This window comes from Ruegeria sp. CH6, assembly GCF_056537005.1.
In genome coordinates, this window is the sequence record NZ_JBQFQS010000004.1 from 162178 (window position 1) to 176363 (window position 14186).

Below are 14186 nucleotides of genomic sequence, written 5' to 3' on the forward strand. Positions count from 1 at the left end.
GGTATCAGAACAGTGTGTAAATGAATGGTGCTACGGCCGAACCCTGGCTGATAACGATCAAGCCACCAAAGACGCCCAGAACAATGAGAATTGGTAACAGCCAGAATTTTTTCCTGACTTTCATAAACGACCAGATTTCCGAAACAAAGGTCATGTCTGGTACCCCCTATCTTAAAACTGTTGTTTCATACTGCCGGGCTGATCGTCGCGTTCAACCCAGTAACTCTTCTTGGAACTATCTGTTTTTACAGACAAAAGATCTTTTCCCAAAATCCGCACCGCAATGCCGAATGGGACAAAAGTCGTAATGAAAACCAAAAACATTACGATTGGGGCGACAATCGCCCCAAGCAACATGCCGAACTTGAACCACAGCCTGTTCGGCACCCGAAGTACATGTGGCGCAAAGAAGGTAATCGCAAGAATTACTGCCGCGATGGCCAGAGGAATCCAGCGAACATCGCCACCTCCCCAAACCGGCCAAAAAGCTATGATCAGAAAAACTGCTGTAAAGACGTAGCCAAAGCCTCGCTCTGACCCGATTTCGACATCAACATTTGCGTGATGATCTGCCATTGAACACAACCAAACTAACTCAACAAGAAAACTGACAATAAGATAGCATTAAAAATAGTCGACGCAAATGCTTTGAGGTCAGTTCATGCCCTCTGTCCGACACCTGACGGACCGGTTTGCGCATCACATTTGCCACTGGCTCAAGTCGGACTGTAACACCTGAGCAATTCATCCAACTGAAATCCCGGCACAAATGCATAAAGCCATTGCAGCGGGCCATCGTTTCACCTCTGATACGCCCATGACATTGCCCACGATTGCATCAGAGCGTGATGGAGACAGCACACGCATAAGGATTTCAGGCGAAATGCTGACGCAATCCCTGAGTGCTGTGGAATCCGACTTTGAGAACATTCAGCCAAGCGGCGGTGACGTGACAGTAGATATGTCAGAAGTCGAGGCGCTGGATACCGGCGGAGCTTGGCTGATCGCCAACATGTCACGCCGATATACTGAGGCAGGTGCCAAGCTGGCGTTTCATGGTCTGGATCCGGCCTATTCTGCGCTGATCGACACCGTATCGCAAAACATTCCCAAAGAGGTCGGCACCGCTGAACCCCCACGAGGCTTTGTTAATTGGGTCGAACATATAGGGGAGAAAACCGTCGGGGCCTGGCGCGACACCCTCTCGATCCTTGGATTTCTGGGGCTTACACTACACCGGCTGTTTCGCACTGCTATCATGCCCTGGCGCCTGCGCCGCGCCGCGCTGGTTTCCCAAATGGAGGAAGTCGGATTTAAAGCACTGCCCATCGTCAGTCTGATGGGTTTTCTGATCGGGGTGGTTCTGGCGTTTCAGGGCGCTACACAATTAAAACAGTTCGGTGCCGAGATTTTCGTGGTCGAGCTGATCTCAATCTCGGTGCTTCGTGAGCTTGGCATTCTGTTGACCGCAATCATTGTCGCGGGCAGATCCGGTTCAGCCTTCACCGCGTCGATCGGCTCGATGAAGGTGCAGGAAGAAATAGACGCAATGCGAACGCTTGGGTTGGACCCGATCGAGGTTCTGGTTATCCCGCGCGTTCTGGCGCTGCTTATCATGCTGCCAATACTTGGGTTTGTGGCTGATATGGCCGGTCTGATCGGTGGCGCATTGATGAGTTGGATCGATCTGGGCGTGAGCCCCGGTATGTTTATCACCCGGCTCAAGGAAAACACGGGCGTCTGGCAATTGGCCGTCGGTATGATCAAGGCTCCGTTCTTTGCACTGGTCATTGGCGTCATTGCCTGCTGGCAGGCCATGCAGGTCAAAGGATCGGCCGAAAGCGTTGGCCAAAGGACAACGGCATCCGTTGTCCAGTCCATCTTTATGGTAATCGCCATCGACGCCCTGTTCTCAATCTTCTTCTCAGAAGTTGGGGTCTGACATGGACGGAGCGACCCAGCAAAAACCTGTACATGCGGACGCTCAGCGCGAGGCCGTTATCCGCGTTCGGAATCTGACCAACCGATTTGGTCCGCAGGTCGTGCATGACAACCTGAACCTCGACGTTTGGCGGGGCGAGGTTCTGGGTATCGTTGGTGGCTCGGGCACGGGTAAGTCGGTTCTGCTGCGCACGATCGTGGGGTTGAACAAACCCGCATCCGGCAGCATCGAAGTTCTTGGCGTCGATGTGCTGAACGGCCCCGAGGAAGACCGTCGGCGGATCGAAAAACACTGGGGCGTCGCCTTTCAGGATGGCGCACTGTTCTCATCCCTGACTGTTTTGCAGAACGTGATGGCACCGCTGCGCGAGCACACCAAGCTCAGCGAAAGCCTGATGCAGTCATTGGGCGGCCTCAAGATCAGTCTTGTCGGCCTGCCTCAGTTGAGCTGCGGTAAGTTTCCCTCGGAACTGTCCGGGGGTATGCGAAAGCGCGCAGCATTGGCCCGCGCCTTGGCTCTAGACCCGGAAATCGTGTTTCTGGACGAACCTACCGCTGGTTTGGATCCGATCGGTGCAGCTGCCTATGATGAGCTGATTGGAGAGCTTCAACACGCGCTTGGACTGACCGTTTTCATGGTCACGCATGACCTGGACAGCCTGTATGCCATTTGCGACAGAGTCGCAGTACTTGCAGAAAAACGCGTCCTGGTTGAAGGTCCGATTGAAGAAATGACCAAGGTAGATCATCCTTGGGTACAAGAATATTTCACCGGCCCCCGCGCTCGTGCGGCGCAAAAGAAGGGGTAGGGACAGGTAGAGGCGATGGAAACCCGAGCGAACTACATCCTTATCGGCGCGTTCACCCTTGCGGGTATTCTCTGCGCATTTGGCTTTTTCCTGTGGTTGGCCAAATTCGAAGTGAACCGCCAATACGCTTATTATGATGTGCTGTTCGACAATGTCTCGGGCCTGTCGGCCGCGGGTGGCGTCAGCTACAATGGCTTGCCGGTCGGTCAGGTCATATCATTGAGACTGGACGATGACGATGCGTCCAAAGTCAGGGTGCGGATCGAGGTCGACGCCGACATCCCGGTTACCGAAGACACAATCGCGCAACTGCAATCTCTTGGTGTGACGGGCGTGAGTTATGTCGAGCTTTCTGGCGGTGCACCAAACGCCAAACGTTTACCCGAAGACAGTGTCATCAAAAGCAAACGCAGCGCCATTCAATCCCTGTTCGAAGGTGCACCCAAGGTGTTGGACGAGGCAATCACCCTTCTGCAGGATCTGAATTCCATCGTGGACGATAAGAACCGCAAGGCCGTGTCTGACATTCTGGATAATCTGGCGTCGGCATCGGGGCGGCTGGACAAAACGCTTTCTGATTTCGAAACACTGTCCGGAGACCTTGGTGGTGCCGCGAAAGAGATCGGAGCTTTCACCAAGCGGCTTGATCAGTTGGCCGATACGGCAGAAACCACGCTGACAACCGGGACCGATACGCTCAAGAGCATCAAGACAGCCGCAGAGTCCGCTAAAGGGGCATTGGATGGCGCCAAAGAAACGCTGGCCACAGCGGATCGCGTCATCCAGCAGGATGTACGCCCATTCATAGAGCGGGCATCAAACCTTGCCGAACACCTGACGGTGTTGTCCGAAGAAGGGAGCGTTACCCTTGCTACGGTCACAGAGACATTCCTGAACGCAAACAAGACGCTCGGGTCGATCACATCGGCCATGGAAACTGCCAAGGCCACCCTTACATCCGCCGAGCGTGCCTTTGATTCAGCCAACCGCGTCATGGATGAGGATGTGTCCGCTGTCGTTGCAGATATTCGTCGGGCGGCGGATCAGGTTGCGACCACAGTTTCGAATGTCACCGACAAGATCGACAAAATATCCACTGACATCCTGAGCGCATCGAAATCCGCATCGGAACTGTTGGGAACCATCGATGGGATCGTTCAGGAAAACCGTCGGCAGGTTTCCGATTTCCTGCGGGTCGGGTTGCCACAATTCGTCCGCTTCGTCGAGGAATCGCAGCGGTTGGTGATTGGCCTCGATCGTCTGGTGGACAAGATAGAACGTGATCCCGCACGCTTCCTGCTGGGCACTCAAGCATCGGAGTTTCGCCAATGATTAGGCCCTTTCTACTGACTCTGGCGATAGCTTCGCTTAGCGGGTGCGCTGGCTTGGGGACCCTGAAGCAGGCATCGAAACCCAACGACTTGTATCTGCTGACACCCAAAAGCACGTTTTCATCTTCGCTTCCGCGTATTCGAAAACAGATTGTGGTGGAGGAACCGACGGCTACGGCTGCGGTCAACACCGATCAGATCGCAATCCAGCCGACACCGCTGCAGGTGCAATATCTGCCGCGTGCACGCTGGGTGGACCGTGCGCCACTTATCGTTCAATCCCTGTTGGTAGAAAGCTATGAGAACAGCAACAAAGTAGCTGCAGTCGGCAAATCCACCGTTGGGCTACGCGCAGACTATCTCGTTGTTCCAGATTTGCGTGAGTTCCAGGGGATCGTCATTGCTCAAGACGGGAACTCAAGAACGATCCAGATCGAAGTTCGCCTGAACATCAAAATCATCGACGAATTTGAAGACCAGATCATAGCCTCCAGCTCGTTCGAAGAAAAAGTTGTATCCGCCAGTGAAAAGACACCCGATCTGGTCAGAGCGTTTGATCTGGCACTGGGTCGGACAATGCGGGATGCAGTCGAGTGGAGTGTACGCAAGATCAACACGCACGCGGCCAACAATCCAAGACCATCCATCAACTAGTACAGATGTAGCGCGGCTGCCGCCTGAGCGGCAGCCAATGAGAATTATTGCGAGAGCGTCTCTGCCAAGCGCATCAGGGTGACGGCCTCAGCCCGGTAGCCAAACGGATCAGTACCTTTGGAGGCGTTGGCCAGAGCGATCGCATCGTCATAGGACCAATCGCCAAGATACTCTCCCCCCCGCAGCAATTGCCCAAACCCGGCAATCGCGTAGGAAAAGCGCACATCATCGTTCGATACCCCCTGCCCCAATAGGATTGGCTGTTCAATCAGCTGACTATCCGTTGCCCCGGGTGATTTGTAACGCAGCTTGAGATACCCAAGCTCCTCTGATCCCTCGGGTGCCGTTTCGGTTGCATAACGCAGGGGACCATTGCGGATTGCATCCGAACCAACTGGCGTCACTTCGTAAATTGCGGTGACAGAATGGCCGGCGCCGATATCACCCGCATCAACCTTGTCATTCGAAAAATCCTCACGCCGCAAGGCACGGGTTTCATATCCGATCAGACGGTATTCCGCGATCTGGGCCGGATTGAACTCGACTTGAATTTTCACGTCATTGGCAATTGGAAACAAAGCACCGGTTAGCTGATCAACCAGAACCTTCTGCGCCTCTCCCAATGTGTCGATATAGGCGGCTTGACCGTTACCATGCTGCGCCAGCGCCTGCATGGTCGCATCATCCAGATTGCCCCGACCAAAGCCCAGAACGCTGAGGAATGTACCGCTGTCACGTTTTTTAGCGATGAAATCTTCAAGCGCATCGGGGTCTGAGAGTCCGACGTTAAAATCACCATCCGTCGCAAGAATGACTCGCGTCACTTCCCCATCCGATGCCATACCTTCAGCCACCTGATACGCTTGCTGCAAGCCCGCCTGACCAGCGGTCGAGCCACCGGCCTCAAGCTGTTCCAGCGCTGACAGGATCTTGGAGCGTTCAGATGCCGATGTCGGTTCCAGCACCTGACCTGCGCTGCCGGCGTAGGTCACGATCGAGACCTGATCCTCGGGCCGCAACTCGGACAACAACAGGCGGAACGATTGCTTGAGCAGGGGCAGCTTGTTTGCGTCCTGCATCGAGCCTGAGGTGTCGATCAGGAAGACCAGATTCAGCGGCGGGCGATCATCAATCTCGGGCATCGCACCCTGAATGCCGATGTGGACAAGCTGTGTTCCTTCATTCCAAGGCGTCGGCGTCACGGTGATCGTCGGCCTGAATGGCACATCCCCTTCGGGCGCCGGATAGGAATAAGGAAAATAGTTCACCATTTCCTCAACCCGAACCGCGTCTTTCGGAGGCAGATGGCCTCTCATCAGCGAGGATCGGACGATCGAGTAAGATGCCGTATCAACATCGATAGAAAACGTGGAAACCGGATCTTCGACCGTCACTTTCAATGGATTGGTTTCGCCGTTGGAGAAAGCTTCGGTATTTTGCTCTGGCGCTATGCTCGGTTCGACCACGCCCCCCAGCAAACCGGCAGTGGTCCCACCTTGCGCCGCAAATCCCTGCACCCGTTTGGAGGAGGGTGCTATCGCCTCTTCAACTGCAAGCGGGGCTTCAACAACGGGTTCTTCCAACGCGACTTCTGGCAGTTCATCAGCAAGGTCAGTCTCGGAAGACAAAGCCGACACCTGCGGTGCAGCCGCTCTGTTTTCAGACCGGGATGTTGGATTCACCATGATATCCCGCGTTTGCGGGACAATCATGACAAGGGCAACCGCGGCAACTGCAGTCGTCGCAGCCAATGCGCCACGATGTGAGAGGGCATTCAACATGGATTTCGCTCCTTCTGTCACGCGAGCCAAAAAGCCTCGCTCGACAGTGGGACGCGTCCCGACGCGCGATCCTTGGATTTGGGCAAAACTTTTCTGCGCCATATCCAGATTTTCGGACCGACGTTTGGCATCAGGCGCGGGCATTGCCGCATCCATCAGGGTTTTCAGATCATCGAGCTCATCACTCATTGGCAAGCTCCTCTTGTTTCATGGCACGCAGGCGTTTGCGAACCTCGGATAAACGCCAGGACACCGTACCTTCTGACACGTCCAGGACATTTGCTGCCTGTGCGTGTGTCATGTCATCCTCCAATGTCAGCGCCAGCGTTTCACGCAACTCGTCCGGAAGGGAGTTCATTGCCTGCTGCAGCCAGTTCATCGCCTCGGTCGCCTCTGCCGCTTCTGCCCTTCGCATCTGTTCAACATCGCCCCACCCCGTTGCGGCCCGATCCCGGCTGGCCTGTCGCCGACGCGCATCTTCAGCAGCGTTGACGACGACACGGTAGAGCCATGTTGTGAATTTGGCCTGCGCTCGGAACCCTGCGATCTTGGCAGGTAAGGCCGCACAGATGTCCTGTGTCAGATCCTCGGCTGCTTCTGCCCGTCCCGTTAACCGAAAGGCCAACCGAAACATGCGATCATAGTGACGCGCAAGCAGGGTGGCGAACGCATCCGCGTCACCACCAGCAGCAGCCTTGGCCAGGTCTTCATCCGAAGTCATCATTCGCATCTCGAACAGTAAGACGCAGGCCAACCCCCGATCCTTGGCACCGGACGGAAATTATTTCTTCGACTTAACTCAGAAATGGCTGGCCGTGGCTTTCTGCCAGTCCGCAGCGTAGAGTTCGGGAACCGCATCCCCCAGCAAAGCCCCGTCATCGATAAAGCTATATAGCTCAGCGTATGAATGTTCCCGTTCATCCGCCGTGCGACGGCGTATATCGGATGGACGCAGATCGGATACTTTTTCTTTACCCATGGCTCCCAGAATTTCTCGAAAGCTTTCCAGCGTTGAGTCGTGAAAACGGTGCACCCGCTTGCGTTTCTGGGGAACATTCACCGCGCGACCCCGGATCGGGTCTTGCGTTGCCACGCCAGACGGGCAGCGGTTGGTGTTGCAATGCAAGGCCTGAATACAGCCCACCGCAAACATCATGGCGCGCGCCGCGTTACACATGTCGGCACCCAATGCGAATTTCTCGATCATGTCATAGCCGGTTGCGACCTTGCCAGAACAGATCACCCTGATTTTATCACGCAGACCTACCCCTCGCAGGCAGTTGTTGACGAAAATCAAAGCCTCGTTCAGCGGCACACCCAAACGGTTGGTGAATTCAACAGGTGCAGCCCCGGTGCCGCCTTCAGCTCCATCAACGGTGATGAAATCGGGCAAGATACCCGTTTCCAGCATCGCCTTGCAGATCGCCATAAACTCGGATTGGTTACCAATGCAAAGCTTGAACCCGACGGGCTTGCCACCGGACATTTCCCGCAGATGCTGAACAAAGTGCATCAAACCTGTCGGGCCCTCAAACGCAGAATGGATTGGAGGCGAGATTACATCCTGATGCGCAGGTACGCCCCGGATTTCGGCAATTTCCTCATCTACCTTAGCTGCAGGCAACACCCCACCATGAGATGGTTTGGCCCCCTGCGACAGCTTGATCTCAATGGCCTTTACGACGTCTTTCTTGGCTTTATCCGCGAACTTGTCCTTGTCAAAACCCCCATCGGGTCGGCGGCATCCAAAGTAGCCAGTGCCGATCTGCCAGATGATATCGCCACCTTCAGCCAGGTGATGCGGCGAAAGTCCACCTTCGCCGGTGTTATGAGCAAAACCTCCGTCTTTGGCCCCACCATTCAGCGCCTTGATGGCATTTGCGCTGAGTGCTCCGAAACTCATGGCTGAGACGTTCAGGCGCGAGGCGTTATAGGGTTTTTCGCACTGTGGACCGCCCAACATGATGCGTTCTTCGGATTCCGGCACATCCTTGGGCGCAAGCGAATGGTTCGCCCGGTGATAGCCGACGGTCATGATGTCGTACTGGGTGCCAAAAGCCTGCGTATCTACCTGCCCTTTTGCCCGCGAATAGACCAACGCGCGCACGATCCTGTTGAACGGGCGGCCGCTTTCGTTGGTTTCCACAAAGTACTGCCGGATTTCGGGGCTCACAAATTCCAGCATGTAGCGAAAGTGGCCCAGAACAGGGTAGTTATTCAGCACGTTGTGCTTGGTGGTCAGCATGTCATAGAGCCCGACCACAGCGTATGGGATCAAAATGATCAGCAACCAATGAACGGGCGGCCAGTAAAGCCCCAATATCAATGTCAGAGGCAGCACCACATAGGTCACCGCGTAGTAAATTCTGCGTACAATCATTTTGTTCTCCCTAGGTGACGCTGATCATAGCGTGGCCTTGAGTTCCTTGACCCAGTTATCCCATTGTGCGTGGTCGCCTTTGGCCAGCAGGATGCCCTCTTTCAGTTTGGACATGCCAAATCCCCAGGCCATCTTGCTGTCGATATGCGGCGGCATCACCAACTCTCCGGGGGTTACCATGGCGTCGATGATAAAGGGCTTGGTGCTGGCCTTGGCCTGAGCGATCGCATCTTTGATATCGGCCGCGTGTTCGACCCGAACACCGTCACCGCCACAAACCTTGGCGTATTCTGCAAAGTCCGGGTTCACGAGATCGGTCGCGGCCGGGTTCAGGGGGTAGCCTGACACCTCCATCTCCATCTTCACGAAACCCAGTGTCTGGTTGTTGAACACGATCACCTTGATCGGCCAGTCATAGCGCACAGCCGTCACAAAATCCTGCATCGACATGCCAAAGCCACCGTCCCCGCAGAAGGTCCAGACTTCACGGCCCGGATCAAGTGCTGCGGCCCCCAGTGCGGAAGGCAGGCCCGAGCCTAAGGAGGAGTGGTTGAATGATCCCACCATCCGGCGTTCGCCCTGCATCCGTGTCTGCCGCGCAACCCAGACGGTGCATTCACCAATATCCATGGCAAACACCGCATCATCAGAGGCCTGGTTGGAAATCTCCCGCGCAAACAGCTGCGGATGCAGCGGTTCAGCATCCCGTTCCAGACTGGCATCCTTGTCTTGCTGCTTCAGCCATTTGGTGCACAGCTTGACCTGATGATCGGCAAACTTGCGATCTGCCTTGGCAGCTACCTTTGGCAATAACAGATCCAGCGTCGCCCCAACATCCCCTAACAAGCCCGAGGCTATTGGCGCACGGCGACCCAAATGCTCCACATTCCGATCGATCTGAATGATCTTAGCCTTTTCCGGCAGGAACCATTCATAGGGGAAATCCGTCCCCAACATGACAAGCACATCGCAGTCACGAACGGCATGATAACCGCCCGGATTGCCTATCAGGCCAGTCATCCCGACAACATTCGGGTCGTCATAGTCGAAGATGTCTTTGCCTTTTAGAGAATGCGCAATCGGTGCGTTCAACTTTTCGGACAGCGCAAGAACCTTGTCTTTTGCTTCACGACATCCGACACCGGCAAACAGGGCGACCTTTTTGCCTGCGTTGATGAGTTCGGCGGCACGATCAATTTCACATGCAGGCGGGATCAGGGTTGAAGGGTGTTTGAGGATCGGATGGAGCTGATGCAGGCTGGGCACTTGTTGTTCTGAGACATCAATCGGCAGTTCGATCCGCACCACCTCGCGATTGATCAGTGCGCGCTGAACCGCAATCTGTGCCAGACGGGGCATCTGATCCGGAGTATGGATCACGGCCTGAAAACCGCAGACATCCTCGAAGACCTTTTCGAGATTGACCTCCTGATGGTAACCAGTGCCGCGTTCGCGATGTGCGATCTGACCGGTAATGGCCACGACCCCGGCCCCCTCGCGCCGCGCGTTATAAAGACCGTTGATCAGGTGCAACGCCCCCGGCCCCACGGTACCGGCGCAAATCCCTATGCCCCCTGTCAGATGAGATTGGGCATAGGCCGCATAGGCCGCGTTCTCTTCATGCCGGACGCCAATCCACTCGAACCGGTCATCGCTGCGCATCACCTCGAGCAGCGGATTGAGCGCATCCCCGGTTACGCCGAAGATCTGCCTCCCCCCTGCATCCGCCAGAATGTCCAGCAACACTTTGCAAACAGAATTGGATGTCATGACCTGCCCTCTGGTAGCGGACCCTGCGGTGCCGTTTCGATACCAATCGTGGAGTATCTTGGGGTAGAATTGCAAGAGTTTGAACCGGTTACGACCATAGCAAGCGGATTCGTGAACGCTCGTCAGCTGGTCGATCCTGACCCAGAGCGGTTGATCCGGGTTCAGGCAGACGGTATGCCAAAGGCAACTTGAGGCTGAGCAAGGTTTTCATCAGTGGCAAAAACGGCAACTGCATTCAGGGAACGCGCCTTGATGTATACGTCCGTTTTTGTGGGCGGCGCAGCAGGTTCGTTGTTGCGCGAAGCGTTCTCTCTCGAAATCCCCGGCGCCCCGTTTCTGACCTCCACTTTCGGCATCAACATTGTGGCCTGTTTCATTCTGGGATGGCTTTATGCGATCCGGCACAAAGTTCATGCACATGTCTTGCATCTGGGTGCAGTGGGGTTTTGTGGTGGGCTGTCCACCTTTTCATCGTTTGTAGCTGAGCTTGAGCGTATTGCAGAAACCAATGGCTGGACCGTGATCATCGCGCTGGCGGCTGAGATCATTGTGGGTATTGCTGCCGCCATGCTTGGTGAAGCCATTGGCCGTTCATCTCATTCCGAACGGCCACCCGAATGAACGATCTGTTTCTGCATACAATGTTTGGCCTCGGCGGCGGGCTGGGAGCGGCTTTGCGACACTGGATCGCGCTTCGAGTGACTCATGACCTACCCTTTTCCACCCTCATCGTGAATGTCCTTGGCAGTCTGCTGCTTGGGGTTTGGATCGGTTATCTCGGTGGACCGGTCGAAATGGGTGAAGAGCAAAAGCGTCTTGTCTTTGGCTTTTGTGGCGGGTTCACGACATTCTCCAGCTTCGCTTATCAATCGCTTCAATTACACCGAGAACGCACCATTGCGATGGCCGCAGGCAACATTCTTCTCAGTCTTGCGATGTGTTGGATTGCCCTGTGGCTAGGCCTGTTCCTGATGCGTTAATGCGCGTGAACAGTGGCTTGTGTGCCCGGCTTTGGCGCCTTGCAAAAGAACAACAGCGGTATCGTCGCCAGCGCCAACAAACCCAGATTATTGAATACTGTCAGATATGAGATCAGCTCAGCCTGACGCGATATTTCCTGACCCAGAATGGCCGCGCCCTGAGCACTGTCCGGCGTCAAACCAAGCGGCTCCAGATAGGCCTGTGCTGCCTGGTTGTAGGGCGTCACATTCTGGCTGAGGTTGGCCGTGTTCGTCTGTAATCCGCGCACGACCCAGGTTCCGACCAGCGCAATGCCAACCGAAGAACCAAGTTGACGTGTTACATTGAACAATCCCGACGCCTCGTCCTGTCGACGTTGGCTGATGCTTTCAAAAGCGAGGATCGACAGGGGAACAAAGACCAGCCCCATGCCCAGGCCACTGACCGCACCGGGCCATGCCAATTGCCAGAATCCCGCGTTCAGATTGAGCATACCCAGCATGAAGTTTCCGATTGCCGTCAGCAAAAGGCCCAAACCTGCCAGCACGCGGGGATCAAAGCGGGTTACTAAAACTGAACCCGTGACAACCATCGAAGCCCCAGCTGCGATACCGCGCGGAATGAACAGATGCCCGGATTCGATAACGGGATAGTCCAGCAGGCTCTGAACAAAGGTCGGCAGGATCGCGATGCCACCGAACAGGGACACAGCAAAACCGGCAATGATCAGATTGGACAGGGCAAAGTTGCGATCCGCAAACAGGCGCAGATCAACAATCGCACCCTTTTTCGTCACGGCATGGATAATGAACCCAAGCGTTCCGAGAAGCGAAGCGATAACGGCCACCTGAATGACCCGAGACGACAACCAGTCCTTGGTCTCACCCTGATCGAGCACGAATTGCAGACAGCCGATGCCAATAGCGAGCATGGCCAGACCCGCCCAGTCGATTTTTACATCTTCGGTTTCATCATCGGGCAACTCACCGGCCAGCAACAACAGCGCCATCGCCGCAACGGGTAGATTGACGAAGAACACCATGCGCCACGAGAAATATTCGGTCAAAATAGCACCCACCGTCGGGCCAAGGACCGGCGCAACAACGACGCCAAGACCGAAAACCGCCATCGCCTGACCACGTTTTTCGCGCGGAAACGCATCGAACAGAATGGATTGCGACAGCGGGATCAGAAAGGCGCCAAACATGCCCTGAGCCAGACGGAATACCACGATGGTCTCAAGGCTCCACGACAGACCGCACATCACGGACATTGTCGCAAATCCTGTTACCGCAGTCAGGATCAATCGCCGCCGCCCAACGCGCCGGGCCACGAACCCGGTGAGCGGCATGATCACGACTGCCGAAACGATATAACTGGTTAGGATCCACGTCGCCTGATCGGTGGTTGCTCCGAAAGCAGCCTGAATATGGGGCAGCGCAACATTGACGATGGTGCTGTCCAGCACCTCGAGCATGGCACTGAGTACAACGGCGACCACAATGACCGGGTTGACCCGGCCAGCTGCGGAACCTGCCATTGTCATTGCGATGCCTTGGGTGTCACAGTGGTGTCGACGGTCACTTTGCTGCTGCCACCGACGCGCAGCGGTGCATCCGTCGGATCTAGCTCGACCCTGACCGGGAAACGCCGGGTGACCTTGACCCAATTGCCGCTGGAATTCTCGGATGGCAGAAGCGAGAACGTATCACCCGACCCGCGTCCGATCGAGGCCACCGTGCCTGTCAGCTGTATGCCGGGAAGCATATCGATCTCGATCTTCACAGGCTGACCGGGGCGAATACGCGGCAGGGATGTTTCCTTGAAATTTGCATCGACCCACCAATCAGATGACTCGACGATGGAAAACTGCGGCGAGTTAGCCGATACCGACGATCCGGGACGCAAGGTCAGATTGGCAACCCAGCCATCGGCTGCGGCATAGATCTTGGTCCAAGCCAGATCGGCTTGTGCAATCTCCAACTGGGCCTGCGACGACAGAATGTCATCCTGCTTGGCAGCCAGACCGCTCTCCAGTGCCAGCAGGCTGGACTTGCTTGTGGTAAGGCGCGCTGATGCCTGCGCAAAGGCCGAGGTGGTCTGGTCCAGAGAGGCCTGTGCAATATCTCCTGTCGAGAACAGCGCTTTGGCGCGTTCCAGATTGTTCTGCGCAGTATCAAATGCCGATTGCGCGCTATCAACTTCGGCTTCTGCCGATGGAAGCTGTGTCGCAAAGGATTTTGCCTGTTGTTCGGCGCTGTCCAGATCGGCTTTGGCCTGATCGACAGATGCACGGAATTGCGTTTCGTCGATGGTGAACAAAAGGTCCCCAGTTTTGACCTTTTGGTTTTCGACCACTGACACCTCGGCGACCTGCCCGGTCACCTGCGCGGCAACATTGATTATGTTGGCGCCGACATAGGCATCCTTGGTTGATGGATATCTCTCTTCATGCCTCCAAAACAGGAAAAGGCCAATCGCGATGGCAACAAGCATGGCGACAACCGCTACAGCTTTGAGAGATTTCATGCGCCTGTATCCTTTATCTTTTGCGCGATCG

The 14186-nt window shown here is 55.5% G+C and carries 14 protein-coding genes; 6 read left to right on the forward strand and 8 right to left on the reverse strand.

What is annotated here, in order from left to right:
* Window positions 1-4 precede the first annotated feature (4 nt).
* Complete coding sequence (locus ACR0CW_RS11625) at window positions 5-154, reverse strand: DUF5989 family protein (protein ID WP_155148366.1); 150 nt, start codon at window positions 152-154, stop codon at window positions 5-7.
* Between the two features lie 17 nt (window positions 155-171).
* Entirely contained in the window at window positions 172-576 is a 405-nt protein-coding gene (locus ACR0CW_RS11630; protein WP_155148368.1) for an SxtJ family membrane protein, read from the reverse strand.
* A gap of 241 nt (window positions 577-817) precedes the next feature.
* Between ACR0CW_RS11630 and ACR0CW_RS11635 the strand changes: the two genes are divergently transcribed.
* Genes ACR0CW_RS11635 through ACR0CW_RS11650 form a run of 4 tightly spaced genes read left to right on the forward strand, consistent with a single transcriptional unit; the run spans window position 818 to window position 4735 of the window.
* Window positions 818-1942 (forward strand): ABC transporter permease, encoded by a 1125-nt coding sequence (locus ACR0CW_RS11635; protein WP_480788052.1) that lies wholly within the window; start codon window positions 818-820, stop codon window positions 1940-1942.
* Between the two features lies 1 nt (window position 1943).
* Window positions 1944-2750 carry an ABC transporter ATP-binding protein gene (locus tag ACR0CW_RS11640; protein WP_480787909.1) on the forward strand — a complete coding sequence of 269 codons (807 nt, stop codon included), beginning with the start codon at window positions 1944-1946 and terminating at the stop codon, window positions 2748-2750.
* A 15-nt stretch (window positions 2751-2765) separates the two neighbouring features.
* Window positions 2766-4082 carry an MlaD family protein gene (locus ACR0CW_RS11645; protein ID WP_155148374.1) on the forward strand — a complete coding sequence of 439 codons (1317 nt, stop codon included), beginning with the start codon at window positions 2766-2768 and terminating at the stop codon, window positions 4080-4082.
* Window positions 4079-4735 (forward strand): ABC-type transport auxiliary lipoprotein family protein, encoded by a 657-nt coding sequence (locus tag ACR0CW_RS11650; RefSeq protein WP_170333414.1) that lies wholly within the window; start codon window positions 4079-4081, stop codon window positions 4733-4735. Before ACR0CW_RS11645 ends, ACR0CW_RS11650 begins: the two co-directional genes overlap by 4 nt.
* Window positions 4736-4779: 44 nt before the next feature.
* On the opposite strand, the gene ACR0CW_RS11655 is transcribed toward ACR0CW_RS11650, so the two are convergent.
* From ACR0CW_RS11655 to ACR0CW_RS11670, 4 genes are all read right to left on the reverse strand, one after another.
* Window positions 4780-6705 carry a vWA domain-containing protein gene (locus ACR0CW_RS11655; protein ID WP_480787910.1) on the reverse strand — a complete coding sequence of 642 codons (1926 nt, stop codon included), beginning with the start codon at window positions 6703-6705 and terminating at the stop codon, window positions 4780-4782.
* Window positions 6698-7240 carry an RNA polymerase sigma factor gene (locus tag ACR0CW_RS11660; protein WP_170333820.1) on the reverse strand — a complete coding sequence of 181 codons (543 nt, stop codon included), beginning with the start codon at window positions 7238-7240 and terminating at the stop codon, window positions 6698-6700. The genes ACR0CW_RS11655 and ACR0CW_RS11660 overlap by 8 nt, the downstream gene beginning before the upstream one ends.
* Before the next feature lie 75 nt (window positions 7241-7315).
* A complete protein-coding gene (locus ACR0CW_RS11665; protein WP_480787911.1) occupies window positions 7316-8896 on the reverse strand; it encodes an FMN-binding glutamate synthase family protein in 1581 nt (526 codons plus the stop codon).
* A gap of 24 nt (window positions 8897-8920) precedes the next feature.
* Entirely contained in the window at window positions 8921-10666 is a 1746-nt protein-coding gene (locus ACR0CW_RS11670; RefSeq protein ID WP_480787912.1) for a thiamine pyrophosphate-dependent enzyme, read from the reverse strand.
* A gap of 252 nt (window positions 10667-10918) precedes the next feature.
* Here ACR0CW_RS11670 and ACR0CW_RS11675 point away from each other — a divergent pair, with 252 nt between their 5' ends.
* A complete protein-coding gene (locus ACR0CW_RS11675) occupies window positions 10919-11287 on the forward strand; it encodes a fluoride efflux transporter FluC (RefSeq protein WP_480787913.1) in 369 nt (122 codons plus the stop codon).
* Window positions 11284-11646 (forward strand): fluoride efflux transporter FluC, encoded by a 363-nt coding sequence (locus ACR0CW_RS11680; RefSeq protein WP_480787914.1) that lies wholly within the window; start codon window positions 11284-11286, stop codon window positions 11644-11646. The genes ACR0CW_RS11675 and ACR0CW_RS11680 overlap by 4 nt, the downstream gene beginning before the upstream one ends.
* Here the strand turns inward: ACR0CW_RS11680 and ACR0CW_RS11685 are convergent.
* Together ACR0CW_RS11685 and ACR0CW_RS11690 are read right to left on the reverse strand one after the other, a co-directional pair.
* Window positions 11643-13166, reverse strand: coding sequence for a DHA2 family efflux MFS transporter permease subunit (locus ACR0CW_RS11685; RefSeq protein ID WP_480787915.1), 1524 nt, complete (start codon window positions 13164-13166; stop codon window positions 11643-11645). The genes ACR0CW_RS11680 and ACR0CW_RS11685 overlap by 4 nt on opposite strands.
* Window positions 13167-13168: 2 nt before the next feature.
* On the reverse strand, window positions 13169-14155 hold the full coding sequence (locus ACR0CW_RS11690) for an HlyD family secretion protein (RefSeq protein WP_480787916.1): 987 nt from the start codon (window positions 14153-14155) through the stop codon (window positions 13169-13171).
* Window positions 14156-14186: the final 31 nt, after the last annotated feature.

Coding starts and splice junctions, on each gene's coding strand:
- ACR0CW_RS11670 (WP_480787912.1), bottom strand. CDS start 10,666: ATGACATCCAATTCTGTTTGCAAAGTGTTGCTGGACATTCTGGCGGAT.
- ACR0CW_RS11630 (WP_155148368.1), bottom strand. CDS start 576: ATGGCAGATCATCACGCAAATGTTGATGTCGAAATCGGGTCAGAGCGA.
- ACR0CW_RS11665 (WP_480787911.1), bottom strand. CDS start 8,896: ATGATTGTACGCAGAATTTACTACGCGGTGACCTATGTGGTGCTGCCT.
- ACR0CW_RS11645 (WP_155148374.1), top strand. CDS start 2,766: ATGGAAACCCGAGCGAACTACATCCTTATCGGCGCGTTCACCCTTGCG.
- ACR0CW_RS11675 (WP_480787913.1), top strand. CDS start 10,919: ATGTATACGTCCGTTTTTGTGGGCGGCGCAGCAGGTTCGTTGTTGCGC.
- ACR0CW_RS11655 (WP_480787910.1), bottom strand. CDS start 6,705: ATGAGTGATGAGCTCGATGATCTGAAAACCCTGATGGATGCGGCAATG.
- ACR0CW_RS11690 (WP_480787916.1), bottom strand. CDS start 14,155: ATGAAATCTCTCAAAGCTGTAGCGGTTGTCGCCATGCTTGTTGCCATC.
- ACR0CW_RS11635 (WP_480788052.1), top strand. CDS start 818: ATGACATTGCCCACGATTGCATCAGAGCGTGATGGAGACAGCACACGC.
- ACR0CW_RS11685 (WP_480787915.1), bottom strand. CDS start 13,166: ATGGCAGGTTCCGCAGCTGGCCGGGTCAACCCGGTCATTGTGGTCGCC.
- ACR0CW_RS11660 (WP_170333820.1), bottom strand. CDS start 7,240: ATGATGACTTCGGATGAAGACCTGGCCAAGGCTGCTGCTGGTGGTGAC.
- ACR0CW_RS11640 (WP_480787909.1), top strand. CDS start 1,944: ATGGACGGAGCGACCCAGCAAAAACCTGTACATGCGGACGCTCAGCGC.
- ACR0CW_RS11650 (WP_170333414.1), top strand. CDS start 4,079: ATGATTAGGCCCTTTCTACTGACTCTGGCGATAGCTTCGCTTAGCGGG.
- ACR0CW_RS11680 (WP_480787914.1), top strand. CDS start 11,284: ATGAACGATCTGTTTCTGCATACAATGTTTGGCCTCGGCGGCGGGCTG.
- ACR0CW_RS11625 (WP_155148366.1), bottom strand. CDS start 154: ATGACCTTTGTTTCGGAAATCTGGTCGTTTATGAAAGTCAGGAAAAAA.